Origin of the sequence: Streptomyces sp. NPDC002467, from assembly GCF_042889825.1 — a bacterium.
Lineage (GTDB): Bacteria > Actinomycetota > Actinomycetes > Streptomycetales > Streptomycetaceae > Streptomyces.
The window spans coordinates 309439-333027 of record NZ_JBIARJ010000006.1 but is presented as its reverse complement, the minus strand read 5'-3'; the positions used below and the strand labels follow the sequence as shown (position 1 = coordinate 333027).

Genomic DNA, 23589 nt, shown 5'->3' with positions numbered 1-23589 from the left:
CGCGCCCGACCCCGACGGCACCCCGGCCCGCCCCGGCCAGGGCGGTACCGCTGCGCGGGGCCGTCCCCTACCCGCCCTTCCACCGTTCCCCGGGCTCTGCCCGGACCCCGGTCCTCAAACGCCGGACGGGCTGGATCGCCCAGCGGCGGAAGAACCTGGGGCTCCGCCCCAGACCCAGCGCCTCAAACGCCGGCGGGGCTGGGTCCGGCGCGGCGGGGCTGGGTCCGGCCCGGCGGGGCCGGATGCGTCCGCGGCTGGACTTGCCCTGCGGGCATTTCAGCCCGCAGGCGGCGGGCGGCAGCGGCTGAATCCAGCCTCGCCGACGTTTGAGGCGCGGGCGCGGAGCGCCGTAGGGGTGACGGGCGGAGCATCGGCACGGGTCGCCCCCGGGGGTCAGAGGCGGATGACGATCTTGCCCGCCGTGTGTCCGCCCCGGCTCAGTTCGAAGGCCGCCGCCAGCTCCCCCAGCGGAAACGTCCGCGCGATCGGCACCGTCAGCTGCCCGCTGTCCGCGAGCCGCCCCAGTTCCGTCAGGTCGCCGCGGTCCGGCCGGACCCACATCCATTCGCCCCCGGACCCCGTCACGGTGGGGTCCGCGATGGAGGCGTGGCGGCCGTCGGCGTGCAGGACCTCTCGGGTGACGTCGACGACCCCGCCGACGAAGTCGGCGACGACCGTCGGTCCGTCGGGAGCCAGGGCCCGGACCCGCCCGGCCAGCCCGTCGCCGTATTCCACGGGCTCCGCGCCCATGGCCCGGACCCGTTCGTGGTTGCGCGCGGAGGCCGTGCCGATGACCCGCGCGCCCAACGAGCGTGCGATCTGGACGGCGAAGGAGCCGACACCACCGGCCGCGCCGTGGATGAGCACGGTGTCGGCCGGACCCGTCCCGAGCCGCGTGAGCACCTGGTACGCGGTGAGCCCCGCGAGCGGCACGGCCGCCGCCTCGGCCCAGTCGAGCACGGCGGGCTTGCGCGCCAGGGTCCGTACCGGCACGGACACGAACTCGGCGAAGGTCCCGCCCTGCACGTAGTCCTTCCGGGCGTACGCGAACACCTCGTCGCCCTCGGCGCATTCGGGAACGTCGATGCCCACCCGCTCCACGGTCCCGGACACGTCCCAGCCTGGGACCACGGGGAAGACGACGTCCATGAGGCCGTCGAGCCCACCCGCCATGATCTTCCAGTCGACGGGGTTGACGCCGGCGCACTTCACCCGGACGAGGACCTCTCCCGGCGCGACCTTCGGCATCGGCAGCCGGGTCTCGGTGAGCACCTCCGTCCCGCCGTACGTCTCGTACGCCATCGCCCGCATGGTGTCCTGGGACATGTACCGATACCGACCTCTCCGCGCCGCAGTGGTTGGACCCCCCGGCCCCGACCCCGCCCCGGGGCCCATCCCACCACGTACCGCGGCCGGCCCGCGGCAGGCGGGCCCGCTCACTCGTACTCGGTGCCGCCCTTGCGCGTCAGGTACGCCGGGCTGACCGCCTTCGCGATGGCCCGGCCGCCCACGACCGGGCTGTACCGCTCCGTCGCGGGCCGGATGACGACGCCCTCGCGCAGGTGCAGGGCCTTGCCCGACACCGTCTCGCGGCCGCTCGCCCAGTCCAGGACGGTGTCGAGGGCGTACGGGCCCTCGTACAGCCGTGGCACCAGTGGGAGTTCACCGCCGGCGAAGAGCTCCGCCGGGTCCAGCCAGCGGACCTGACCGTCGATCTCGGCCGACACGTCGAACACGGCGAAGGCGGGCGGCGCATCGGCGGTGCGCACGTCCGTGCCGTACGCGAGGTCCTGGACGCCCGCCCCGTACACCTCGCCGAAGATCCCGATCCGGGTCGCGCCGAGCCGGGTGGCGAGTTCCGCGGCGACGGTGGGTACGTCGTGGCCCCGTACGGCCCGCCAGTAGAGGTTGCGCTCCTCCTCCTTGAGGGCCAGGCCCTTCCCGCCGAACCCCTTCGAGGTGACGAGGCTCCTTGCGCCCTCCACGACGTACGTGAACAGGCAGGCGGTGCCGTGCAGCTTCTCGGTGAGGACGACCGGCTCGCCCTCCTCGAAGATCTGCGGGTAGCGCTGGAGGTTCTCGATGTCCACCCAGGGCAGCAGGTCGGGGGCGGCCTCGACCTCCCCGCTCATGGTGGTGGGTATCGGCGGGGCCCATTTGGTGATGCCGAGCAGCTCCGCGAAGTCCGTGCCCTCCTCGGCCGCCTTCACCAGGTCGACGCCGTCGAGCGCGCGCGGCCGGCAGACGAGGCCCTGCGAGAGCTCTCCGCGCAGCCGGACGGCCTTGACCCGGTCGGCGGAGCCGCCGGCGAGCCGGCCGGTCAGGCCCAGCTCCTCGATCAGGTCGGCGGGCAGCACGGCCTGCTCGGGGATGTACACGGCGAACTCACCCGTACGGTAGGCACCCTTCGCGATCACGGCGCGGTAGAGGCCCACTTGGGCCAGTTCCAGCGCGTCGGCGTTCGGGTGCTCGTGGACGGTCAGCTCTTCGGCGGTGACTCGCAAAGTCGACATGGGCGTCTCCTCGTACGGTGGTTCGTGATCGGACCCCACTTTCCGGCCACGGATTTCCGCTGGTCCAGCGGAAATCGGGGTGTTAGCCTGCCGCGCCGCCCCATACGGCTGCATGCACCACGCATGTGCGTTCCACGGCACCCAGGAGGCCCCATGTCACGTCGTCCGGTCACCGTCGTCACGGGTGGCAGCAGGGGCATCGGCGCGGCGACCTGCCTGCGGCTGGCGGCCGACGGGCACGACCTCGCGCTGGGGTACGTCCGTGACGCGTCGGCCGCCGAGGCGGTCGCCGAGCGCGTACGGTCCGCGGGGGCGCGGTGCGTGACCGTACGCGTCGACACCGCCGAGGAGCAGGACGTCGACCGGCTCTTCGACATCGCCGGGGCCGAACTGGGCACGGTGACCGGCCTGGTCAACAACGCCGGGGTGACGGGCCCGCTGGGCCGGCTCGCGGACGCCCGGACCGAAAACCTGCGACGGGTGGTCGAGGTGAACCTCCTCGGGTACCTGCTGTGCTGCCGCCGGGCGGCCCGGGACATGGCGGAGTCGGGCGGCGGGGCGGTCGTGAACGTGTCCTCGGCGGCGGCCACCCTCGGAAGCCCCGGGGACTACGTCCACTACGCGGCGACGAAGGCAGCCACCGACGCGCTGACGGTCGGCCTCTCCAAGGAGCTCGGCCCGGACGGGATCCGGGTCAACGCGGTGGCCCCCGGCATCATCGAGACCGACATGCACGCGGCGATGGGCGACCCGGACCGCCCCGCGCGCGCCGCCGCCAGCATCCCGCTCGGCCGCTCCGGCCGGCCGGAGGAGATCGCCGGGGCGATCGCATGGCTGCTGGGCCCGGACGCCTCGTACACGACGGGGACGGTGCTGCGGGTCTCCGGCGGCCGCTGACCGCGCGGCGGGGCCGGGCCGGGCCGGTACGCGGCGCCGCGTACCGCGCCGGGACGACCGTGTCGCCGGCCCCGGCGGACGCGGCACCCGGGTGGGTCCGCCAGGATGCGGCCCGCCGGGCGCGGGTGTGGACTCTGGATGGCCGAGTGGCCCTTGCGGACACGGACCCGCGGGCCGCACTACCAGTTGGAGGAACACCCCGATGTCGCCGAGCAAGCCGAGCATCGTCTTCGCCCACGGCCTGTGGGCCGACGGATCCTGCTACAGCAAGCTGATCCCCACCCTCCAGCGCGAGGGCCACGAGGTGGTGTCGGCGCAGAACAGCCTGGATTCCCTCGAAGGGGACGTGGCCGCCGTCCACCACGCACTGGGACGGGTCAGCAGCCCGGCCATCCTCGTGGGCCACTCCTGGGGCGGCTACGTCATCACCGCCGCCGGCACGGACGACCGCGTCGCCGGGCTCGTCTACATCGCCGCCCTGGCCCCGGACGCCGGGGAGAGCCCTCAGGAACTGATCGGCAGGTTCGACGCACCGCCGCTCTTCTCCCACCTCGACAACGAGGAGGGGCGCATCTGGATCGCGCGCGACGGCATCTCCGACTTCTGCGGCGACCTCCCGCAGGAGGAGCAGCAGCTGGTGTGGGCCACCCAGGGCGCGCCGCGTGCGGAGGTCCTGGGGTCGACGGTCGACACCCCGGCGTGGCGGTCCAAGCCCAGCTGGTTCCTGGTCACCACGCAGGACCATGCCGTGAACCCGGAACTCCAGCGGTTCGGGGCCCAGCGCATGGGAGCCACCGTCGCCGAGGTGTCCTCCGCCCACGTCCCGATGCTGTCCCAGCCCGAGGCCGTCCTCAGCCTCATCCGGAAGGCCGCCGGATCGGTGTGACGAGTGGCCGTGAGGCCGCTCTGCTGGGATCATGCGACGGTGATCCCGAACCTCCCCGCCGACTGGACGATCGAGCGCGTGCGGACCCTGTCCGGTGACGCGAGCGCCACCCTGCTCTCCCTCGACCGCTTCGTGGTCGTCGAGGACTTGGAACAGGGTGACTACTCCGTGCTCCGACCGCGGGTGATCCTCTCGTTCCACGGGCTGTGCCTCGTACAGGACGACGACGAGTGGTTCATGGGCGAGCTGGACGATGACGGCTCGATCGCTTGCTGGTCCTCTTACGGATCCGACCTCGCGGAAGCCATCCGAGGCCTCTGAGCGACGCCCCGCCGCACCTTCGGCCTCTCGGGCAGCAGGTCTAGTCGAGGGCCGCCTGGGTGGCGGGGCCGTAGACGCCCTGGGGGTCGCCCTTGATGTCCCGGTCGCGTTGGAGCTGGCTGACACCGCGCTTCGTCTGACCGTCGTAGACGCCCGTGACGGAGACGTACGTGAACCCCTGCCCGAGCAGGAACTCCTGCAGGGCGCGCACCTGCGGCCCCTTGTCCCCCATGCGCAGCGTCGCGGCGGGTACGCCCGCCTTCGCGGTCGACGGGCTCGCGGACGGTGTCGGATCGGGGGCCTGGGTGGTGGGCGGGCCGGAGGACCGGGGTGCCGACGGGGAAGGGCTCGGGCTCCGGGTCGGCCCGGTCGGTTCGGGTGACTCGGTCGGCTCCGCCCCGGACCCCGGCATGCGGCCCGGGAGGCCGGGCACGGTCAGTTCGGTCGGCGCCTTCGCCCGAGGTGGTTTCGGGTCCTCGGGACCGGTCAGCATCAGGAACAGGCCACCGGCCGCGCCCAGTCCGAGCAGGGTGAATACGGCGATCACGACCGGGTCGACGCCACGGCGCTCCCGGCGGCGACCGGCGGGCGGGATCTCCTCGGGGGCCCGCCCGAAGTCGGTTCCCCGGTCCGGCGCGGGCACGGGCACGGGGGCCGCCGCGTACGGGGCCGGGTCCTGGCCCGAAGCCGGGTCCTGGTCCTGGTGGGACGCGGGGTCCGTGTGCGGCCATGCGTGCGTCGGCGGACCGGACGGCCACACGGTGGGCTGGGGCACGTACGGGTAGGCGAAATGGCGCTCGTCGGGCGACGCGCCGTGCTCATCGGTGTCGTGGGACATGTTCGCTCCCGGCGAGGACGGGGGCCGGCGCGGCGGTGCGGTGCCGGTCCCCACCCGGCCGGTCAGGCCCTGCGCCGCCGGGCGGTGAGGGCCGGGACGGCCGCGCCGGCGGCCGGGGCCGGTCCGGGCGTGCCGAGTGCGGGGGAACCGCCGGAGGCGGCCGGGGCGAGCGATGAGCGGACGGACGCGGGTCTGGACATCTGCGGTTCTCCGAAGTGCGGCTCAAGCGGTGCGGCTGCGGTGCGACTGCGCCGGTTCTGTGGCTACTGCGCCGTGGTGGTGCGAGGGTGCTGCGGTGCTTCCGTGGTGGTTCTTGATCGGCGCACTCTTTCCCTCCGGGACGGGCCCGGTCAAGCCGGGTGTCCGGTCTGCCCCGACGCGTCCCCTGTGTCGGTTCGGCGCCGGATCGCCGTGGCCCACACGGTGACGGCGGCGAGCAGCATCAGGGCCGCTCCGCCGAGCGGGGCGGCGGGGACGGAGAGGTTGTCGACCGCGAGGCCGCCGAACAGGGCACCGGCCGCTATCGCCAGGTTGAACATGGCCACCATCAGCGAGGACGCGGCTTCCGCGGCGGTCGGAGCGGCCTTGATCATCCACTTCTGCACGCTCACCGACACCCCTCCGTACACGAGCCCCCAGGCGACCAGCAGCGTGGTTCCGGCGACCGCTCCCGGCAGGACCGCGATGAGCGCGAGGATCAGGGTGAGGAAGGCGCTGATCAGGAGCAGGTTCCGGTACGCGTCGCGTGCCCCGGCGAGGAAGTTGCCGGCGACACCCGCGAGTCCGTAGCCGAGCAGGAGCACGCTGACCCGGTCGGCGCTGATGCCGGAGACGTCCTGGAGGATCGGCCGTACGAACGTGTAGGCGGCGAACTGCCCGGTCACCACGAGGAAGGTGACGATCACACCCGCCCGGACCGCACGGTTCCGGCGGAGCAGCGCGGGCAGTTCACGGAAGGCGATGTGCCGGGTCGGGGGCAGCGGGGGCAGGAAGAGGAGCAGGGCGGCGAGGGTGACCACACCGAGGCCGCAGACCGCCGCGAAGGCGGTGCGCCAGCCGCCGAGTTCGCCGAGCAGGGTACCGGCGGGTACGCCGAGCACGGAGGCGGTGGGGACGCCGCTGAACACGAGCGCGGTCGCCCGGCCGACGTGCCCCTCGGGAACGAGACGCCCCGCGAGCCCGCCGGCTATCGCCCAGAACCCGCCGACGCTGACGCCGACGAGCAGGCGGGCGGTGAGGAGGACGGTGAAGTTCGGGGCGAGGACCGCGGCGAGGTTGGCGGCGGTCATCAGGGCGATGAGCACGCAGAGCACGTGCCGCCGGTCGAGCCGGCCGGCGCCGACCGTGACGAGCGGGGCGCAGAACCCCGCGATCAGCCCGGGCACGGTGACCATCAGTCCGGCGGTGCCGTCGGAAACCCCGAGATCGGCGGCGACAGGGGTGAGGAGTCCCACGGGCAGCAGCTCGGAAGTGATCAGGCAGAAGATCCCGAGGGCGACGGCGAACACGGCCGCCCAGCCCTTCCAAACAGCAGGAGCAGGGCCGGGGGCAGGTGCGGGAGCAGTTCCGGCGAGCGGCGCGGAGCCTGGCGGGGTTTCCAGGTCGGGCGAGGGAGCGGGGTCACCGGGCGCGGCGGCTGCGGTCATCGATCGTTACTCCGTACGAGGCGTTCGGCGGGCAGGACTCGACGGCGCGGGGTGCCGGGGGTCGCGCCTCCCCCGGCATCCCCACCGCCGTTCCGATCACCCGGTCTCCCCACGCGTTCCCACGCGTTCCGCGTCCTGCGTCACTCGGACGCGTGAGGTGGAGGACCGGGTCCGCCGCAGGGTACGGCACAGTGGTCGAATGCAGTTACGCCGGGCCGTTCCCCTGTCCCTCGTCGCGCTCCTCGCAAGCGCCGGCTGTGTCTCCGTGGGTCCGGAGGCTTCGGTTCCGGCGCCCTCGCGCGGCTCCGTACCGCCCGTGAACGCGCCTGATGTGCCGCTCTCCCTCCCCCTGGGCAAGCTCCCGGCCTCCCCCGCACCGGAACCGGACCCGGAGCCTTCTCCCGCCCGTTCCGGGAAGGCGCCGGTCCAGCCCCGACGGGCACGTACGCCCGGTCCCGCGACCGCCCGACCGCGCCGCAAACCCGTGCCTCCTGCGCACCCACCGCGCCCGGAGGAACTGTGCGCGGCGGCGGAGGGTTCCGTACCGGCGTCGATCGTGGACCTGTGCCTGCGGCAGTACGGGCGCTGACCGGCGGATGTGAAGCTTGACCCTCCCCCTGTGTCAGGGCCTGCACTGGAGAGCGTCATGTTCAGCATCGGAGATTTCGCCAAACACGGCCGGGTGTCGGTCCGTATGTTGCGTCATTACGACGCGCTCGGACTGCTCCGTCCGGCCCGTGTCGACCCCTTCACCGGCTACCGCTTCTACGAGGCGGGCCAGCTCGCCCGTCTCAACCGTGTCATCGCGCTCAAGGAACTCGGCTTCAGCCTCGATCAGGTGGGGTCGATCCTCGACGAGCGGGTCGACCCGCAGGAGTTGCGCGGCATGCTGCGGCTGCGGCAGGCGGAGCTGGAGACCGCCATGGCCGCCGCGGCGGCCCGGCTGGTGCAGGTCGAGGCGAGGCTCCGGACCATCGAAAGCGAGGGAACCATGTCCGCCGACGACATCGTCGTGAAGAGCCTCCCGCCCGTCCGGCTCGCCGAGCTGACCGGGATCGCGGGAAGTTATGAACCGCAGGACATCACCCCGGTCATCGGGCCGCTGTACGAGGAGCTGTGCCGCTCGATGGAGCGGGCTGGGGTGGCTCCGACCGGGCCCGGCATCGCCTATTACGAGGACGCGCCCGACGGGGCGATCCGCGTGCACGCGGCGCTGCCGGTGGCGGCGTCGGTCGACGCCGGGCAACTGGGTGGTGAGGTGCGGATCGTCACGTTGCCAGGGGTCGAGCGGGCCGCGACGGTGGTGCACCGGGGTTCGATGGACGGGGTGCTGCCCACGGCCCAGGCTCTGGCCCGGTGGATCGACGCGCACGGCCACCGGTCGGCGGGGTACGCGAGGGAGCTGACGCTGGCCTGCCCGGAGGACAAGGAGCAGTGGGTCACCGAGTTGCAGGAGCCGCTCGCCTGAGGCGGCTCGGGCGCGCGGTGCGGCGGACGGTGCGCAGGCGGCACAGGGTGACGTGGCCGCGCCGCCGCCACTCGGCGCGCGGCAGCCCCGCACGGTGACCGCCGCCGGAGATGAGGGCGTTGACCGGGGTCATCGGGTCGGCGCCCAGCCCCTTGGCCACCAGGACCCCGACCACGAGCGGAGCCAGGGCCACGACCAGGGCCGTCCCGGCGGTGGTCACGTGCTGCCTGGTCGGCCGGAGTGCGGTGGGCGTCGTACCGCGGGGGGTCTCGGTGGTCATGGCCCCATTCGACCAGCGGCGGCGCGTCGGGGAATCGGGGCGGATACTCAGGCCGTTGGGTACGACGTACTCAGACGGGCGGGGGGCGGCGGATGCCGGAGGCAACGGGACGGGGCTTCGAGCCCGCGACGGGCGACGGACCGGGAACGGGACCGGGGCCCGCCGCGGCCGGGCGGGCAGCCGAGGTGCGCACGGCCTACGAGGGCCTGCTGCAGATCCGCCGCCTGGTGGGAGGCCCGGCGGGGGCCTCGGTTCCCGCGCCGTGGGAGGTGCGGCAGGCTCCGCGCGCGGTGGCCCTGGCCCTGGAGGCCGCGGGCGTCCCTCCCTCGGCCCTGGACGGGGAGGGCCGCCGGACGCGTACGGGCTACCGGGTGGCCGCCGCGGCGGAGCCCGGGCGCGCGGAGGTGACCTGGCTCGGCGCACCGGGATCCGGCGCGGCCGAGGAGGAGCAGGATCGGCTGACGGACTGCGCGGCGGTGCTGGAACGGGCGGGGTGGGTGTGCCTGCTGTACCGGGGCCCGCGCCGCCGCCGCTTCCTGGAAGTGGAACCGCCGCGCTGAGCGCCCGGCGCGGCGGAAAACCGCCGGCGCGCGCCCTGCCGCCCCGGCAGACTGCCCGGATGGGCATGCTCGATGCGATGGCGGACCGGCTCGGCCGGGGCGAGACCGTGGAATTCCGGCCGACCGGCGACTCGATGGTTCCGCTCGTCCGCAGCCGGCAGAAGGTGCGGGTCGCGCCCGCCGACCCGGCGCTCCTGGAGGTCGGCGACATCGTCCTGGTCCGTGTCTCGGGCACGGTGTACCTGCACCTGGTGTCGGCCGTGGACGGCCCCCGCCGCCGCGTGCGGATCTCCAACAACCGGGGCCGCGTCAACGGCTGGGCGGGCCACGACCGGGTGTTCGGCATCTGCGTGTCCGTGGACGACGTCCCGCGCCCGGGTGCGGAAGCGAAGGTCCGGGCGTCCGCGTCCCGGCCGGCAGCTCGGCCGGAGGTGCTGCCCGGGGTCTGGCCCGTCGTGTTGACCGCCGAGCGCCTGGACCTCGTACCCCTGCGTCCTTCGCACGCCGAGGAGATGGCCGGCGTACTGTCCGATCCGGCCCTGCACTCCTTCATCGGCGGTGAGCCACTGGCTCCCGACGCGTTGCGTGCGCGGTACGAGCGGCTAGCGGCCGGGTCTCCCGATCCCGGGGTGGTCTGGTGCAACTGGGTGCTGCGGCACCGCGCCGGGCGGGAGCTCGTCGGGACGGTCCAGGCGACCGTCGAACCGGCACTGGGCCGCGCCGAGCTGGCGTGGGTCGTGGGTACGCCCTGGCAGGGCCGGGGGCTGGCGGCGGAGGCGGCACGGGCGCTGGCCGGCCGGCTGCGGGAGCTGCCCGTCGGCCGCCTCGTCGCGCACGTGCACCCGGACCACGCCGCCTCGGCCGCGGTGGCCGCCGCCTGCGGGCTGCGGCCCACCCCGCACCGGCAGGACGGCGAGGTCCGTTGGGAGTCCGGTGGCGGCGCCGACGGCCCTACCGGTCGAGCGTGAGCAGGAGTACGTCCACCTCCTCGCCGCGTGACCGGACGAACTCCCGGGTGCGGCCGGTGACGGTGAAGCCGCATTTCACCAGGACCCGGACCGAGGCCGCGCTGTCCGCGACGGCCCCGGCGTACAGGGGGCGGGTGCCCTCCAGCCGGACCAGTTCGGCCACCGTCCGGCTCGCGATGCCCCGCCCCCAGTGCTCGATGCCGATCACGTACGTCACCTGGCGCGCGCCGGGCTGCCCGAAGACGGCGGCGTAGCCGACCACGGCCCCGTCCGCCACCACGGTGCGCAGGGTGACGGCCGGGTCGTGGCGGATCCCCGCCCAGTGCGTGTCGAAGTGCTCGCGGTCGTAGGAGGACGCCCCGGCCCGCTCTGGCGTGTACCGCAGGCCGGGGTCCGTCAACTGCTCCCAGAAGACGTCCAGGTCACCGTCCCGGGTCTCGCGCAGCTCGATCACGATGTGCATGCGCCGGTCCCGCTCCCCTGGTCACGGTGCGCCGAAGGTCAGTGTCAGTTGGGGCGTTCCCTCACCCGCCTGGGCCTCCGAGGACCACAGCCACAGGGCGTCCGTGCCGGTGCTGCTCAGCGCCAGGTCGTAGCCGCCGCCGAGCGCCGCGGCGACGGTCGCCGTGGTCAGCGCGGCGGTGTGCACCGCCGAGCCGTCGGGGATCCCGGCGAAGCCGCCGAGCGCCGGAGCGCCGAGGCCGGGGCGGTTGTTGTACGTCGCCCCGGTCTCGGTCCACGCCCCGGTGACGGGGACCACCGAGACGGTGTCGGTCGTACCGGCGCCGCTCATGGTGCTGGTCTTGACGCTCAGGACGGCCGACTTGAGCACCGTCCCGGCGGGCGCGGCGGGCAGGTTGAACCGCAGGTAGCTCGCGTAGAAGGAGGTGCCGCGCACGGCGAGGGAGCTGGAGGTCCCGTAGTTGGTGTCGGGGGCGCCGGCGTTGGCGTAGGTGTCCTCGGCGGCGGTGACCTGGAGAACCTGGTCGGCCGGGGCGGTGGCGAGGGCGTAGTGGTTCTGCACCTGCGCCGCGCTCAGGACGGTCGGGTAGACGGCCGTCTCGTCGAGCTGCCCCGCCCAGTACTCGCTGATCGGGCGATCGGGCCAGCCACCGAGGCTGTCGCCGCCCGCGTGCCAGTAGCCGGCGAAGTTCTCGTTCGTGGTGACGGCCAGGGTTCCCTTCTGGGCGCCGTCCACGTACAGGGTCATGCCACCGGGGCCCTGGGTGGCGACGACGTGGTGCCAGGCGTTGTCGTTGTAGGTGCCCGCGGTGGTGATGGTGCGGGTGGCTCCGGTGTAGACGCCGAAGACGAGTCGGCCGTCATTGGTCATGTAGATGTGCTTGTCGTACTGATTGCTGCCGCGGGACTGGTTGCTCCCGAAGCCGAAGAGCTTGCCGCCCCGGGTGGTGTTCGTCCTGAACCAGGTCTCGATGGTGTAGGTGTTCCCCACGGTCTGCCGCTCGTCCCCGTACACCTGGGTGTCGGTGCCGTTGAAGCCGATCGCCGTGCTCGCGCCGGAGACCGCGCCCGGGGTCTGCCGCAGGGCGGGGGCGTTCAGGTGCACGCCGCTCTTGTTGCCCGCGACGGAGGAGTCGGCGACGAAGGGCAGGGCCGACTCGTCGTAGCGCCAGTACTGCCGGGCTCCGTCGGCCCGGACCTGGTTCGGGTAGGCGTCGACCTTCGTGGGGACGGTGACGCTCGCCGTGGCCGACAGGGCGCTGGTGTTGCCGGCCGCGTCGGTGGCCGTCACCCGGTAGGTGTACGACTGGCCGGCCGTCACGGTCGTGTCGGTCCACGAGGCCTGCGGGCGCCGGAAGAACAGCGAGTCGGCGGTGACCGTCGCGATGGGCGTGGCCGCGCCGTTGCGGTAGACCTTGTAGGTCAGCGCGCTGTCGTCGAGGTCGAGGCCGGTGCGCCAGCGCACCTGCACCTCACCGGGCTTGAAGGCGACCGCGCTCGCCACGGGCACGCTGGGCGCCCCGGTGTCCCCGGTGGAGGCGAAGCGGGTCAGGCTCTGCTGCGCCGCGCCGTTGACGGTGGTGAACTCCCCGCCGACCCACAGGTACTGCACGCCGCCCTTGGAGCCGACGGTCATCACGCGCGGGCCGATGCCCTCGCCGATGCCGTCGTTGGTGTCGGGGGCCCAGCCCAGCTTGCCGGTGCCGGTGGTGGGCTGGGCGAGCAGGTGGTGGCGCTGGCCGTCGGGGAACTCGCCGACGCTGGAGCAGTCGTGGGCGTGCGAGGCGCTGTAGAGGACCCTCTGGTACGGCAGTACGGCCTGGGTGGCGCCCAGGCAGGTGTCGCGCCAGCGCTGGTTGAAGTCGGTGAGGTTCAGGGCGATGCGGCCGTCGAAGACACCGCCGCCGGTGCCCTCGTTGGCGGTGTAGAAGCCGGTGGCGTCGGTCGCGATGTCCTTGACCACCGAGTTGGTCTCGATGAAGCCGGCGTAGGACTTGGTGAGTGCGCCGCTCGCGGCGTCGACGACGGCCAGCGCGTGCGTGTTCGTACCGTTGACGGTGAAGAAGTCGCCGCCGAGCAGGACGTTCTTGCCGTCCGGGGTGACCTCGACCGCGCGCCCGGGCTCGTCGGCGTCGGCGGTGAAGGGCTTGAGCGCGCCGTCGGCCGCGCCGACGGCGGCGAAGCGCTGACGGGACTGGCCGGCGACGGCGAGGAAGTCGCCGCCCGCGTAGACGGTGTCGCCGGTGACGGCGAGGGCCCGGACGGTGGCCGCGAAGGCGGGGCGGAAGTCCGTCTTCACCGTGCAGCTCGCCACGTCGACGGCGGCGAGGCTGGAGACGGCGGTGCCGTTGACGGCGCCGAAGTAGCCGCCCGCGTACAGGGTCTTCTTGTCCGGCGAGAGGGCCAGCGCGCGGACGGTGGCGGTGCCGGAGGCGACGGTGAAGGACAGGGTGCAGGAGGTCGGTGCGCCGGTCGCGGCGTCGAGCGCGACGAAGTTCACGGCCGACTGCTCGCTTCCGGCGCCGCCCTCGGGCGGGCGCACGGCGGAGAACGTGCCGCCGACGAATACCTGCCCGGCCGCCTCGGCGAGGGCCCACACCACGCCGTTGGGCTGCCAGGTGGGCAGCGGGTCGGCGGTGAAGGCGACGGGCGGGGTGACGGCTGCGGCCTGCGGGACGAGGCCGAGGCCGAACCCGGCGCCGGTTCCGGCCAGGGACAGGGCGACGGCGGCCGCGAGCCCTCTGGATCTACGCATGAACCCCCCAGTTCTCTGTGCGGTGTGACCGTACGGGCGCACCCTAGGGCGATTCGGTGTTCTGTTCACGCCAAATGAAGGATCGGTTGCCAATTCGCGTCGCCGAAACGGGGAGCGGCCCGCCGCCTCACTCCGCCCCGGCCGCCGGGAGGAAGTTGCCCGCCTTCAGTTCGAGTCGGCCCGCGAAGTACTCCGCCGCGTCGGGCCGCATACGGGCGAGGGCGACCATGCCGGTGATGATGACGTCGCACACCTCGTCGTGGACGTCGTCCCAGGTGTGCGAGTGCCCCTTGCGCGGGTTGGTGCCCTTGGCGCCGATCACCGCCTGGGCCGCCTCGCCGAACTCCTCGCCGATCTTGAGCACTTGCAGGACATGGCTTTCCTCCGGCCGAATCCCCTTCCCGGCGTCCGAGTCGTCGAAGCGGTCGGCGAGGGCGTGGATGGTGTCCCATGGGGTCGTCACGGCCAGACCCTACAGGCCCGCCGGGCGGTTCAGCGCGGCTTCGCGCGGACGTGCATCCGCTCCCCCTGCCTGCCGAAGAGGCTGAGGATCTCCACGGGCCGCCCGTCCGCGCTGGTGAACCAGTGGGGCAACCGGGTGTCGAACTCCGCCACTTCGCCCGGGCCGAGGACGAGGTCGTGCTCGGCTAGGACCAGGCGCAGCCGGCCCGTGAGCACGTACAGCCATTCGTAGCCCTCGTGCGTACGGTGGTCCGGCTCGGAGCCCCGGTCGGTGATGATCATTTTGTACGCCTGGAGCGGGCCCGGAGTCCGGGTCAGCGGGACGAACGTACCGCCGCTGGGCAGCGGGTGGGGCGTCAGCCGGACCCGGGGATCACCCACCTCCGGGGCGCCGACCAGGTCGTCGAGCGGCACCCCGTACGCCCCGGCGAGCGGCAGCAGCAACTCCAGGCTGGGGCGGCGCCCGCCGGACTCCAGCCGCGAGAGGGTGCTCTTTGAAATGCCGGTGGCCTCGGAGAGCGCGGCCAGGGTGAGACCGCGGGCGGCGCGCAGCCGGCGGAGCCGGGGGGCGACCTGGTCGAGGACGGCCCGGTACGGCCCCGGCTCGTCCGGTGCGGTGTCCGGCGCGCTGCCAGGTGCGGTGGTCGGCGAGTCGTGCGGTGCGGTGGCCGGCGGGTCGTCCGGCGCGGTGTCGGCTGAGGCGTTCATGGGGGCATTCCATCCCTCCGTCCCGGAAACGGCAACAAGAGTTGCCGCCACGTCCCGGCGGGCGCACGCTCCGGCCCATGAATCCTCACAGTGACGCGAACCCGGTCGGCGCGGGACCACACGACGACGAACGGCAGGGGGCGGCGGGTCCCGTCCGAGGCCCGGCCCCGGTGCCCTGGGTGCTCGCGGGCCTGTCCCTGTCCATGCTGCTGTCCTCCCTCGGCACCAGCATCGCCAATGTCGGACTGCCCACGCTGGCGCGGGCGTTCGACGCCTCCTTCCAGCAGGTCCAGTGGATCGTCCTCGCCTATCTCCTCGCCATCACCACCCTCATCGTCGGCGCCGGCCGGCTCGGTGACCTCTTCGGCCGCAGACGGCTGCTCCTGGGCGGCGTGCTCCTGTTCACGGTGGCCTCCGCCTTGTGCGCGGCCGCGCCGGCGCTGTGGTGGCTGATCGCCGCCCGGGCGGTACAGGGCCTCGGAGCGGCCGTCATGATGGCTCTGACCATGGCCTTCGTCGGCGAGACGGTTCCGAAGGAGCGGACCGGAAGGGCGATGGGGCTGCTCGGGACGATGTCCGCGGTGGGCACCGCTCTCGGTCCGTCGTCGGGCGGCGTGCTCATAGCCGGGCTCGGCTGGCGCTCCATGTTCCTCGTCAACGTGCCGCTGGGCATCCTCACCCTCGTGCTCGCCCACCGCTTCCTGCCCGCCGACCGGCGGCCGGAGCCCGGGGCCGGGGCCGGGTTGCGCGGCTTCGACCGCGTGGGCACCCTGCTCCTCGCCGTGACGCTCGGGGCCTACGCACTCGCCATGACGATCGAGCGCGGCCGGTTCGGCGCGCCCGGTCTGGCCCTGCTGCTCGCCGCCGCCGTCGGTGCCGGTCTCTTCGTACGCGCCGAGTCCCGGGCCCCCGCGCCGCTGGTCCGCCTCACTACCTTGCGCGATCCGGTGCTCGGCGCGGGACTCGCGATGAGCGCGCTCGTGTCGACGGTGATGATGGCGACGCTGGTCGTCGGCCCGTTCTACCTCGCTCGTACGCTCGGCCTCGACGAAGCGCCCGTCGGGCTGGTCCTGTCGGTGGGACCGCTGGTCGCCGCTCTGACGGGGGTGCCGGCCGGTCGGGGCGCCGACCGGTTCGGCACCCGGCGTACGACCGTCGTCGGCCTCGCCGCGATGGCCGCGGGCTGCGCACTCCTGGTCCTCCTTCCCACGGCGCTCGGAGTGTGGGGCTACGTACTCCCCATCGCGGTCGTGACCGGCGGCTACGCGCTCTTCCAGACGGCCAACAACACGGCCGTGATGGCGGATGTGAGGCCGGACCAGCGGGGCGTCGTCTCGGGACTGCTCAATCTGTCGCGCAATCTCGGACTCGTCACGGGCGCCTCCGTGATGGGCGCCGTGTTCGCCTTCGCGTCGGCGTCCGGCGATGTGGCGACCGCGTCCCCCGGGGCCACGGCCACCGGCATGCGGACCACGTTCGCGGTCGCGGCGGTCGCGATCTGCTGCGCGCTCGGCCTGGCCCGGAAGCTCGCGCCCGCGGCGCCCGCCCGGGTCCGGACCGCCTAGGACGACCTAGTCGGCCGCGTGCACCCGGTGGACGCGCAGGGCGAGCTGGAGTTCCAGGGCGCGCTCGGGGCGCTGCCAGTCCGCGCCGAGCAACCGCCCTATCCGGTCCAGGCGTTGGACCACCGTGTTGATGTGCACGTGGAGGGCCTCCCGGGCCTTGGACTGGTTCATGCCGGCCTCGAAGTACACGGTGAGGGTCCGTACGAGTTCGGTGCCGCGCTGGGCGTCGTACGCGAGCAGGGGGCCCAGCGTGCGGTGGACGTAGCCGTCGAGGTCCGTCGGGTCGCCGAGCAGCACCCCGAGGAAGCCCAGGTCGCGCAGGGCGGCCCCGGTGCCGGAGCGGCCCAGCGCGCTCAGGGCGGTGCGGCAGCGGCGGGCCTCGGCGTAGGCGCCTGCGAACGCGGCGTGGCCGGTGGCCGGGCCCGCGGCGCCGACCGTGACGGGGGCGGCGAGTGCCTGGCCGAGTTCGTTCGCGAGGCCGGCGGCGCAGGCGCTGGGGGTTTCGGAGGGGCATATGAGGACCACGTCCCCGTGGTGCACCCCGGCCAGGCCCTTGCGGGTCTGCGCGATGCGGGCGGCCACGGCCAGAAGTCGCGGCCGGGAGACGGTCCCGGGGGGCGGGGCGGTCCCGGGGGACGGGCCGGTCCCGGGGCGCTGGGGCTCGGGGTACGGGGGCTCGGGGTACGAGGGCTCGGGGCGCACCGGCTCCGGGTCCAGGACGAACACCGCGTGCGCCTGGTTCAGGTCCACGCCGAGGCGCCGCGCGCGGCCGGCCAGTCCGGCCGGGTCCGCGGCCCCGCCGAGGAGGTCGCCGAGGAGTTCGCCCCGTACCCGGTCCTCGGCCTCGGCCACCGAGCGGCGCAGGAGCAGGAGCAGGGCCGTGACCACGGCGGCCCGTTCGAAGAGGCGGCGGTCGGCGTCGTCGAGATCGGCGCGGCCGCTCAGGGTGATGCTGCCGAGCGGTTCGGGTCCGGCGAGGACCGCGCACACCCAGGTTCCCGCGACGGGTACGGCCCGTCCGTCGGCCCGGGAGGCGGCGACGGCCCGGGCCGACGGGGGCCGCGGGTCGGTGCCGGCCCGGGCGAGCTCGATGCCGTCGGCGTCGTGGATGAGGGTGCCGCCCCGCAGCAGGGCGCCGATGGCGGTGGCGACGTCGGTGACGTCCCCGCCGCGCAGCACCAGGTCGGTCAGCCGGTCGTGGGCGTCCTCGGCGCGGCGGATGGCCTCGCTGTGCGCCTCGATGGTTCGCGACGCCGCGTTCAGGTCGACCAGCGCGGTCCGCGTCTCGTCCAGCAGCCGGGCACCGTCGATGGCGATGGCGGCGTGGTCGGCGAGGGAGGACAGCAACGCGATCTCGTCCGGGGTGAACGCGCGGGTGGTGCGGTCCGCCGCGAAGAGGACGCCGATCACCTGCGCGCCCAGGCGCAGCGGTACGCCGAGGATGGCGCGGAGCCCTTCCTCGGCGACCGCGTGGTCGATGGTCGCGGTGTGCCGGAACCGGGGGTCGTCGCGGTAGTCGCCCGTGGTGTAGGGGCGGGCCGTTTCCGCGACGAGCCCGCCCAGGCCCTCGCCCATGCCGAGGCGCACCCGTTGGAACGCGGCCGAGACGGAGCCGTCGGTGACGCGCATGTAGGTGTCGCCGGCCTCGTCGTCGTTGAGGGACAGGTACGTCACGTCGGTGCCCAGGAGCAGCTTCGCCCGGTGGACGATGGCCTTGAGCACCGCGTCCAGGTCCCGGAGCCCGGCGAGGTCCCCGGCGGTGTCGAAGAGCGCGGCGAGCTCCGCTTCGCGCCGGCGGTGCTGGCTGAGCGTACGACGGATGCGCAGCGCGACCCCGGTGGCGTCCGCCATCGCCGCCGCCTCCGCCTCGGAGAGCTCAGCGTCCGGTCCGGGCGGCGGCGTGAAGCTCTCGGCCGGCGCGCCCTCGACCAGCAGGTGCAGCAGGTGCAGCGCGTGGCGGAGGGCGGTGTTCGGGTGCTTGCCGGGAGTGGGCATCAGGGGCGCTCTCCGTCAGCTCCGCGACGCGCGCAGCGAGTACAGGACGGGCAGGTGGGTGTCCCCGAAGGGGAGCCGGTACAGGCCGTCCTGACTCCGGCTCAGGATGCCCCGGGGGTCGAACTCGGCGGCGGTGTGCTCGCCCAGGTGCTTCACGGTGAGCCCGGCGTCGGCGATCGCGCTGACGATGTCGCCGAGGGAGTGCGGGTACTGGACGCTGTCGTGCGCGGGCACGGACATCCCCGGCTCGGCGTACGTCCCGGTGACCGTCTCGCGCTGCGGCTCTCCCCCGCCGTAGGGCCAGTCGGCGACGAGCGGGTCGACGGTGGCGATCGTCTGGAAGGCGGGGTGCAGGTCGACCAGGACCAGGCTGCCCCCGGGCTTCAGCGCCATGGCGGCGCCCCGGGCCCAGGCCTTGACGTCGGCGATCCAGCACAGGACCCCGTAGGTGGCGACGACGAGGTCGAAGCCGTCCGCCAGGTCTTCGGGCAGTCGTTGGGTGTCCGCCTCCACGAAGGCGGCGGCCAGGCCGGTCCGCCCGGCGAGCCCGCGGGCCCGCTCGACGGCCGCCGGGGAGAAGTCGACACCGGTGACCCGGGCGCCGAGCCGGGCCCAGTTCAGCGTGTCCATCCCGAAGTGGCACTGGAGGTGGAGCAGGTCCTTGCCCGCCACGTCACCCGCCAGTTCGCGTTCGAGCGCGTAGAGCGTCTGTCGCCCGGCGACGAAGGATTCGACGTCGTAGAACCTGTCGGTGGAGGTCGAGCCGTGGACGCGCGCGCGGGTGTCCCACAGCGCGCGGTTCAACGCGAGTCCTTCGCGGCGGTCGGGCATGTCCTCGGACGTGGCCTCGGACGTGGCCTCGGGCATGGCCGAGGCGCTTGCGTCGATCATCTCTTCGGGCATGCGCCGAGCATGCCACGGTCCCGCGCCGCCCGGGGCCCGGCCCCGGCTCCCGCCCGTACGCGGGGACGATCGGGGGCGCGTCCAAGCCGACGGGAACCGGCCGCCGCCGCCCGTTCACCCAGGGTCACCCACGCGAAACCGCCCCGCGCGACGCCACGTCCCTCTACCGTGCCCTCAGGCAATGGGCGCGGCAACCAGAGGGGATGGGTCGAATGAACGACGAGGAAGACATGCGACTGGCGGGGATGACCCCGGAGATCTCGCTGCGCGCCCTGACGATGCTGCGCGGCCTGGTGGGCCTTGAGCCGCCCGAGCAGGTGCCCGAGGACGCCATGGAGGTAGCCGACGCGATCCTGGCCCAGCACGGCACCGACGGGCTCCGTGTGCTGGCGATGACCCTCGCCGCCTGGGCGACGGCGCAGATCGAGAACGTCGCCGAGCTCAGCGGGCGCAGCCACGAGGCCGTGCTGGACGCGATGGAGTTGGCCTGCCTGGAGGCCAACGCCGACGACTGACCGGGCCGGGCGCGCCGGGGCGCGGGCCGGAGCGCGGGCCGGGCCCGGGGCCGAGCGCGGGCCCGGCGCGGACACCGCCGAAGACGACGCGCGCGATCGGCTTGGCATCGGGCGGGTGTCGGCGACACTGGGAGAGCAGGAGCGTCGTGGGGGGTCGTGATCGGAGGCCGTCGTGAGCACACCTTCCCCCATCCGGATCGCTGCCGTGCTGTCCTCGGAGCACCGCGCCCGGCTGATGTCCCAGGCCCGTGAGGTCAATTTCGAAGAGGGCGCGCGGATCTTCGAGGAGGGCGCACGCGCGGAGTCCTTCTGGATCGTGCGCTCAGGCACCGTGACCCTGCAGATCCCCATGCCCGGCTTGCGTAGGCCCGCCTCGGTGGAGAGCCTGGGACCCGGTGAGCTGGTGGGCTGGTCCTGGCTCTTCCCGCCCTACGTCTGGCAGCTGAGCGCCGAGGCGATGACCCCGGTGCGCGCGTACGAGTTCGACGGGGTGACCGTGCGGATGCTCATGGACTCCGACCCCGCCTTCGGGTCGGCCATCGGGCACTGGGTCGGCCGGGTCCTCGCGCTCCGGCTCCAGCAGACCCGTACGCGTCTCCTCGACCTGTACGCCCCGCGCATGGCCGCCGGCTAGCCCGTCCCGGCGCGCCGGCCGTCCGCGCGCGCCTGCGGGATTCCGGGCGTCCCCGGGGCGTGGCCCGCCACGCCCCAGGGACGCCTTCCGTATGTTTCGGGGGCGTCTCCCCGTCGGTGTTCGGCCGATTCGGCGGCGTGCTCCCGCACAGGTCAGAGCTTTGGCCAGTGCTGCTGTCTGCACTCATTCGCACACGATCGGTGACGAAAAATGGGGGTGCGAACGGGCGTTCACGTCCCGCTTGGGCAAGACTGCGTCCGCTATCCGAAACAACCACCCAAGGGAGTGTTCGAAATGCGGTCCATCGCAAGGAGTCTCGGGCTCGGAACCGCCGCCATGGCGCTCACCGCGCTGACAGCGCTGGCCTGGCCCGGCTCGGCCGGCGCCGCCCCCGCCGCTCCGGCCGGCACCACGAGCCTGTACGCGCCTTCGGCGCTCGTGCTCGGCGTCACCGCCGGGGACGACGCCCACAGGGGTACGGTGCTGCGCGCGGTGACCCTCGTATGCGCGCCGACGCCGGGCGGCACGCACCCGGACCCCGTCGCGGCGTGTGGCGAACTGCGGCGCAGCGGCACCCGGTTGGACGCGCTGACCACCCCGGCCGCCGACACCGCGTGTACCAGGGAGTGGAAGCCGATGACGGTGACGGCCGACGGGGTGCTGGACGGCCGCCGGCTGAACTACACGCACGTCTTCGCCAACGCGTGCGGCCTGCGGAGCACCGAGAGCGTGCTGTTCGACTTCTGAGCGTGTGCGGGGAGGGACCGGCCTGGCGGCGCCGTGCGACCGCCGTCCGGCCGGCCGTTCCCCACTCGGGCGGTCAGCCGCCCGGCCGCTCAGCCGAGTTCGAGACTGGTCACCCCGAACAGCTCCGCCGACGGCAGTTCCGGGGTCGGGCCGGTGTACATGCGGGCGGTCTCGAAGGTGGGCTCCAGGCCCAGCGCCTCGAACAGCCCCGCGGCCCGCGGGTTGGCGTCGGGTACGTCCACGGCGACCGCCGCGCCGGCCGCGGACCGGGCGAGGCCGCGCAGCAGCGCGTCCGCCACCGCCGGGTCGGCGGCGTAGAGCGGGCCGATCCGGTGGGCGCCGCTGCTCGGGCGGATCACGCCGAGGCCCTGGATGCGGCCGTCGCGGACCACGGCGAGCGCCGTACGGCCGGGCAGGGAGGTCCAGGCGGACAGGAAGGCGTCCCGGGGCTCGGGGAAGAACCGCCGGTCGTAGGCGGCGAGTCGGGCGAAGGGCAGCGAGGCCGCGTCCACGATCTCGACCCGGCCGTCGGCCCCGCCCTCGACCCCGCCCCGGGGCACGCCCTCGTAGCGCATGTTGTTCCAGGCGTGACGGAACCCCGACTTGCGGTAGTTGTCCTGCTGGGCGACGACCCCGTCCAGGCCGACGAGCCGGCCGTCGAGCCTTCGCATGGCGGCGTCCCACATGCGGATGCCGTAGCCCTGGCCGCGGTGGGCGGGGCGGGCGATGTAGAAACCGAGGAAGCCGAAGCCGGCCCCGTAGCGGACGGCGGAGACGCAGGCCACCGGCTCGCCGTCGAGCCGGCCGACGAGGAAGCCCTCCGGGTCGGCGACGGCGAACGCGAACCGGTCCGAGTCCCCCGGGTTCCAGCCCTCCTCGTCGGCCCAGCCACGGATCATTTCCATGTCGGCGGCGCTCGCCCCGGCGATCTCGAATGTCGTCATGCCCTGTGTTGTACCAGAACGTCAGACGGCGGAAACAGGCTGATCATCCGTCAGGAGTGCGGCGAGCAGGGCCGGATCGACCTTCCGGTGCAGGTCGCTGACCTGTCCGTCGCCGACCTCCACCACGCGCCACGCCCCGTCCGCGCGCAGTGCGAGGTCCGTGGTCACGAAGGGGCAGCCGAGCGCCCTCACGGCGGCCCGCACCGGTTCGAGGTCCCGCGCCGGGATCTCGGCGGCCTCGATCACCGGGCTGTCGGGATGCGCGGTGAACAGCCGGGGCTCCCCGCCCCGCCACCAGACCCGCACCTCCGTGGCCGCGCCCTCGGGCGCGACGAAGTCCTCGAATGCCCTCAGGACCACCCCGCCGGCCAGGAACTCGCCCTGGAGCTCGACGAAGCGGCCCACCACCCGCCGCAGGGCCACCGGGTCGCCGAGGTCGGGGACGTGGCAGGCCTCGTGCCACTCGTGCTTGCGGGACTTGACGTAGTCCTTGACCACGGCCGCGCCGGGCGGCAGCCCGGCGGCGAGGGCGGCGAGCCGCGCCCCGTCGGGGACCTCACCCGGAGCCGTGGGCAGCCAGACGCTGACCGGGGTGAGGGCGGCGAACGTCTCGTACCAGCCCGGCAGTTCGTGGGCGCGGCGGTACGCATCGGGACTGACGAGCAGTTCGGCACCGCGCCGCCGCAGGGCCTCGTCCAACTCGGCGTACCGGGCGGCGGGCACCATCCAGCCCCGGTAGCGGACGCCGCCCGCCGCGGCGGGGACGCGGGCCACGGCCCCTTCGGCGTCCCCGGCGAGCAGTGCGTCGTGGTCGACGAGGGCGACCGCCGCGCCCCGGGCGCGCAGGACCTGGGCCTCCTGCGCGAAGTGCGGGTCGGTGCGGCGCCCGTTCAGCGGGTCGGCGCAGTACAGGACGGTCGTGGCGGGCGTGGTGGCCATGGTCATGACCACCAGCCTAATGAGCGCTCCGGGCGCGTACGCGGCCCTCCTCGCCGGACTTTCAGCCCGCGCAGATCACGTCGTCGAGCCGGATCGGCTGGGAGTCCAGCCGGACGTACGCGGTGAAGGTGTCCGTGGTCTCGGAGCCCCACTGCGTGGTGACGGTCGCCCAACCGACCCCGGCCGCCTGGGCGACGGTGACCGGTCCGATGGAGATGCCCTCGGGTTCGTTCTCGGCGCACAGGAGCACGTCGGCGTCCGCGTTCTCCTTCTGCTTGTCCTTGAGGACTTGCGAGACCTGGTTCTCGCGGCCGTCTTCGGAGGGGCCGTGGTCACCGTAGAAGTCGCTGAGGAAGCGGGTGATCTCGGCGGCGGTGTGCCCGCCCCGGGCGGCGGGGACGGCGCCGTCCCCGTCCCGGGGCACGGCGTGGCCGTGCGTCGGGGCCAGCAGGGCGAGCAGGGTCAGCGGCAGGACGCCGAGGCTGTACGGCATGAGCTTCATATCCGATATGTAACCCCCGGCCCCGGTCGGCGCGCCCCGGTGCGCCGCGTGTCCTACTCCCGTGGCGGGCCCGATTCACCG

Annotated in this window: 25 protein-coding genes; 10 read left to right on the top strand and 15 right to left on the bottom strand. The window is 73.8% G+C overall.

Annotated elements, in window-relative coordinates; all coding sequences use genetic code 11:
• Window positions 1-393: 393 nt before the first annotated feature.
• Together ACFYYJ_RS15830 and ACFYYJ_RS15825 are read right to left on the bottom strand one after the other, a co-directional pair.
• Window positions 394-1311: an NADP-dependent oxidoreductase gene (locus ACFYYJ_RS15830; protein WP_389132780.1), complete on the bottom strand. Its 918-nt coding sequence runs from the start codon at window positions 1309-1311 to the stop codon at window positions 394-396.
• A 125-nt stretch (window positions 1312-1436) separates the two neighbouring features.
• Entirely contained in the window at window positions 1437-2513 is a 1077-nt protein-coding gene (locus ACFYYJ_RS15825; RefSeq protein WP_389132606.1) for an RNA ligase (ATP), read from the bottom strand.
• Between the two features lie 153 nt (window positions 2514-2666).
• On the opposite strand from ACFYYJ_RS15825, the gene ACFYYJ_RS15820 reads away from it, so the two are divergent.
• From ACFYYJ_RS15820 to ACFYYJ_RS15810, 3 genes are all read left to right on the top strand, one after another.
• Entirely contained in the window at window positions 2667-3410 is a 744-nt protein-coding gene (locus ACFYYJ_RS15820) for an SDR family NAD(P)-dependent oxidoreductase (RefSeq protein ID WP_389132604.1), read from the top strand.
• A gap of 202 nt (window positions 3411-3612) precedes the next feature.
• Entirely contained in the window at window positions 3613-4296 is a 684-nt protein-coding gene (locus ACFYYJ_RS15815; RefSeq protein WP_385364308.1) for an alpha/beta fold hydrolase, read from the top strand.
• Window positions 4297-4335: 39 nt separating this feature from the next.
• On the top strand, window positions 4336-4617 hold the full coding sequence (locus ACFYYJ_RS15810; RefSeq protein WP_385125124.1) for a hypothetical protein: 282 nt from the start codon (window positions 4336-4338) through the stop codon (window positions 4615-4617).
• Between the two features lie 40 nt (window positions 4618-4657).
• Here ACFYYJ_RS15810 and ACFYYJ_RS15805 read toward each other — a convergent pair whose 3' ends face one another.
• The 3 genes from ACFYYJ_RS15805 to ACFYYJ_RS15795 all read right to left on the bottom strand — a co-directional run bounded on the left by ACFYYJ_RS15805 (window position 4658) and on the right by ACFYYJ_RS15795 (window position 6963).
• Window positions 4658-5455: a peptidoglycan-binding protein gene (locus ACFYYJ_RS15805; protein ID WP_389132600.1), complete on the bottom strand. Its 798-nt coding sequence runs from the start codon at window positions 5453-5455 to the stop codon at window positions 4658-4660.
• A 62-nt stretch (window positions 5456-5517) separates the two neighbouring features.
• Window positions 5518-5655, bottom strand: coding sequence for a hypothetical protein (locus tag ACFYYJ_RS15800; RefSeq protein WP_384757568.1), 138 nt, complete (start codon window positions 5653-5655; stop codon window positions 5518-5520).
• Between the two features lie 150 nt (window positions 5656-5805).
• Window positions 5806-6963 carry an MFS transporter gene (locus ACFYYJ_RS15795; protein ID WP_389132598.1) on the bottom strand — a complete coding sequence of 386 codons (1158 nt, stop codon included), beginning with the start codon at window positions 6961-6963 and terminating at the stop codon, window positions 5806-5808.
• Between the two features lie 784 nt (window positions 6964-7747).
• Between ACFYYJ_RS15795 and ACFYYJ_RS15790 the strand changes: the two genes are divergently transcribed.
• On the top strand, window positions 7748-8569 hold the full coding sequence (locus tag ACFYYJ_RS15790; protein WP_385125118.1) for a MerR family transcriptional regulator: 822 nt from the start codon (window positions 7748-7750) through the stop codon (window positions 8567-8569).
• Here the strand turns inward: ACFYYJ_RS15790 and ACFYYJ_RS15785 are convergent.
• Window positions 8541-8849 (bottom strand): hypothetical protein, encoded by a 309-nt coding sequence (locus ACFYYJ_RS15785; RefSeq protein WP_385125117.1) that lies wholly within the window; start codon window positions 8847-8849, stop codon window positions 8541-8543. The genes ACFYYJ_RS15790 and ACFYYJ_RS15785 overlap by 29 nt on opposite strands.
• Before the next feature lie 92 nt (window positions 8850-8941).
• On the opposite strand from ACFYYJ_RS15785, the gene ACFYYJ_RS15780 reads away from it, so the two are divergent.
• Together ACFYYJ_RS15780 and ACFYYJ_RS15775 are read left to right on the top strand one after the other, a co-directional pair.
• Complete coding sequence (locus tag ACFYYJ_RS15780) at window positions 8942-9409, top strand: hypothetical protein (RefSeq protein WP_385125115.1); 468 nt, start codon at window positions 8942-8944, stop codon at window positions 9407-9409.
• A 434-nt stretch (window positions 9410-9843) separates the two neighbouring features.
• Window positions 9844-10377, top strand: coding sequence for a GNAT family N-acetyltransferase (locus ACFYYJ_RS15775; RefSeq protein WP_389132778.1), 534 nt, complete (start codon window positions 9844-9846; stop codon window positions 10375-10377).
• Here ACFYYJ_RS15775 and ACFYYJ_RS15770 read toward each other — a convergent pair.
• From ACFYYJ_RS15770 to ACFYYJ_RS15755, 4 genes are all read right to left on the bottom strand, one after another.
• Entirely contained in the window at window positions 10361-10840 is a 480-nt protein-coding gene (locus tag ACFYYJ_RS15770; protein ID WP_389132595.1) for a GNAT family N-acetyltransferase, read from the bottom strand. The two genes, ACFYYJ_RS15775 and ACFYYJ_RS15770, sit on opposite strands and share 17 nt — an antisense overlap.
• A gap of 21 nt (window positions 10841-10861) precedes the next feature.
• On the bottom strand, window positions 10862-13594 hold the full coding sequence (locus ACFYYJ_RS15765) for a DNRLRE domain-containing protein (RefSeq protein ID WP_389132592.1): 2733 nt from the start codon (window positions 13592-13594) through the stop codon (window positions 10862-10864).
• A 127-nt stretch (window positions 13595-13721) separates the two neighbouring features.
• On the bottom strand, window positions 13722-14057 hold the full coding sequence (locus tag ACFYYJ_RS15760; protein WP_385125110.1) for a MazG-like family protein: 336 nt from the start codon (window positions 14055-14057) through the stop codon (window positions 13722-13724).
• 29 nt (window positions 14058-14086) lie between these two features.
• A complete protein-coding gene (locus ACFYYJ_RS15755) occupies window positions 14087-14764 on the bottom strand; it encodes a helix-turn-helix domain-containing protein (protein ID WP_389132590.1) in 678 nt (225 codons plus the stop codon).
• Window positions 14765-14841: 77 nt separating this feature from the next.
• Between ACFYYJ_RS15755 and ACFYYJ_RS15750 the strand changes: the two genes are divergently transcribed.
• Window positions 14842-16329 (top strand): MFS transporter, encoded by a 1488-nt coding sequence (locus tag ACFYYJ_RS15750; RefSeq protein WP_389132588.1) that lies wholly within the window; start codon window positions 14842-14844, stop codon window positions 16327-16329.
• Between the two features lie 6 nt (window positions 16330-16335).
• Here ACFYYJ_RS15750 and ACFYYJ_RS15745 read toward each other — a convergent pair whose 3' ends face one another.
• Together ACFYYJ_RS15745 and ACFYYJ_RS15740 are read right to left on the bottom strand one after the other, a co-directional pair.
• Window positions 16336-18324: a helix-turn-helix domain-containing protein gene (locus ACFYYJ_RS15745; protein ID WP_389132586.1), complete on the bottom strand. Its 1989-nt coding sequence runs from the start codon at window positions 18322-18324 to the stop codon at window positions 16336-16338.
• 15 nt (window positions 18325-18339) lie between these two features.
• On the bottom strand, window positions 18340-19227 hold the full coding sequence (locus ACFYYJ_RS15740; RefSeq protein ID WP_389132583.1) for a class I SAM-dependent methyltransferase: 888 nt from the start codon (window positions 19225-19227) through the stop codon (window positions 18340-18342).
• 212 nt (window positions 19228-19439) lie between these two features.
• Here ACFYYJ_RS15740 and ACFYYJ_RS15735 point away from each other — a divergent pair, with 212 nt between their 5' ends.
• The 3 genes from ACFYYJ_RS15735 (at window position 19440) to ACFYYJ_RS15725 (ending at window position 21123) form a co-directional block, all read left to right on the top strand.
• Window positions 19440-19742, top strand: coding sequence for a hypothetical protein (locus ACFYYJ_RS15735; protein WP_384583606.1), 303 nt, complete (start codon window positions 19440-19442; stop codon window positions 19740-19742).
• A 172-nt stretch (window positions 19743-19914) separates the two neighbouring features.
• Window positions 19915-20376, top strand: a complete 462-nt coding sequence (locus ACFYYJ_RS15730; RefSeq protein ID WP_385125102.1) for a cyclic nucleotide-binding domain-containing protein — start codon at window positions 19915-19917, stop codon at window positions 20374-20376.
• 294 nt (window positions 20377-20670) lie between these two features.
• Complete coding sequence (locus ACFYYJ_RS15725) at window positions 20671-21123, top strand: subtilase-type protease inhibitor (RefSeq protein WP_385125100.1); 453 nt, start codon at window positions 20671-20673, stop codon at window positions 21121-21123.
• Between the two features lie 89 nt (window positions 21124-21212).
• Here ACFYYJ_RS15725 and ACFYYJ_RS15720 read toward each other — a convergent pair whose 3' ends face one another.
• The 3 genes from ACFYYJ_RS15720 to ACFYYJ_RS15710 are packed head-to-tail and all read right to left on the bottom strand — an operon-like array spanning window position 21213 to window position 23508.
• On the bottom strand, window positions 21213-22067 hold the full coding sequence (locus ACFYYJ_RS15720) for a GNAT family N-acetyltransferase (protein WP_389132579.1): 855 nt from the start codon (window positions 22065-22067) through the stop codon (window positions 21213-21215).
• 21 nt (window positions 22068-22088) lie between these two features.
• Entirely contained in the window at window positions 22089-23012 is a 924-nt protein-coding gene (locus tag ACFYYJ_RS15715; protein WP_389132578.1) for an ATP-grasp domain-containing protein, read from the bottom strand.
• Window positions 23013-23067: 55 nt separating this feature from the next.
• Complete coding sequence (locus ACFYYJ_RS15710) at window positions 23068-23508, bottom strand: hypothetical protein (protein WP_389132576.1); 441 nt, start codon at window positions 23506-23508, stop codon at window positions 23068-23070.
• Window positions 23509-23589 lie beyond the last annotated feature (81 nt).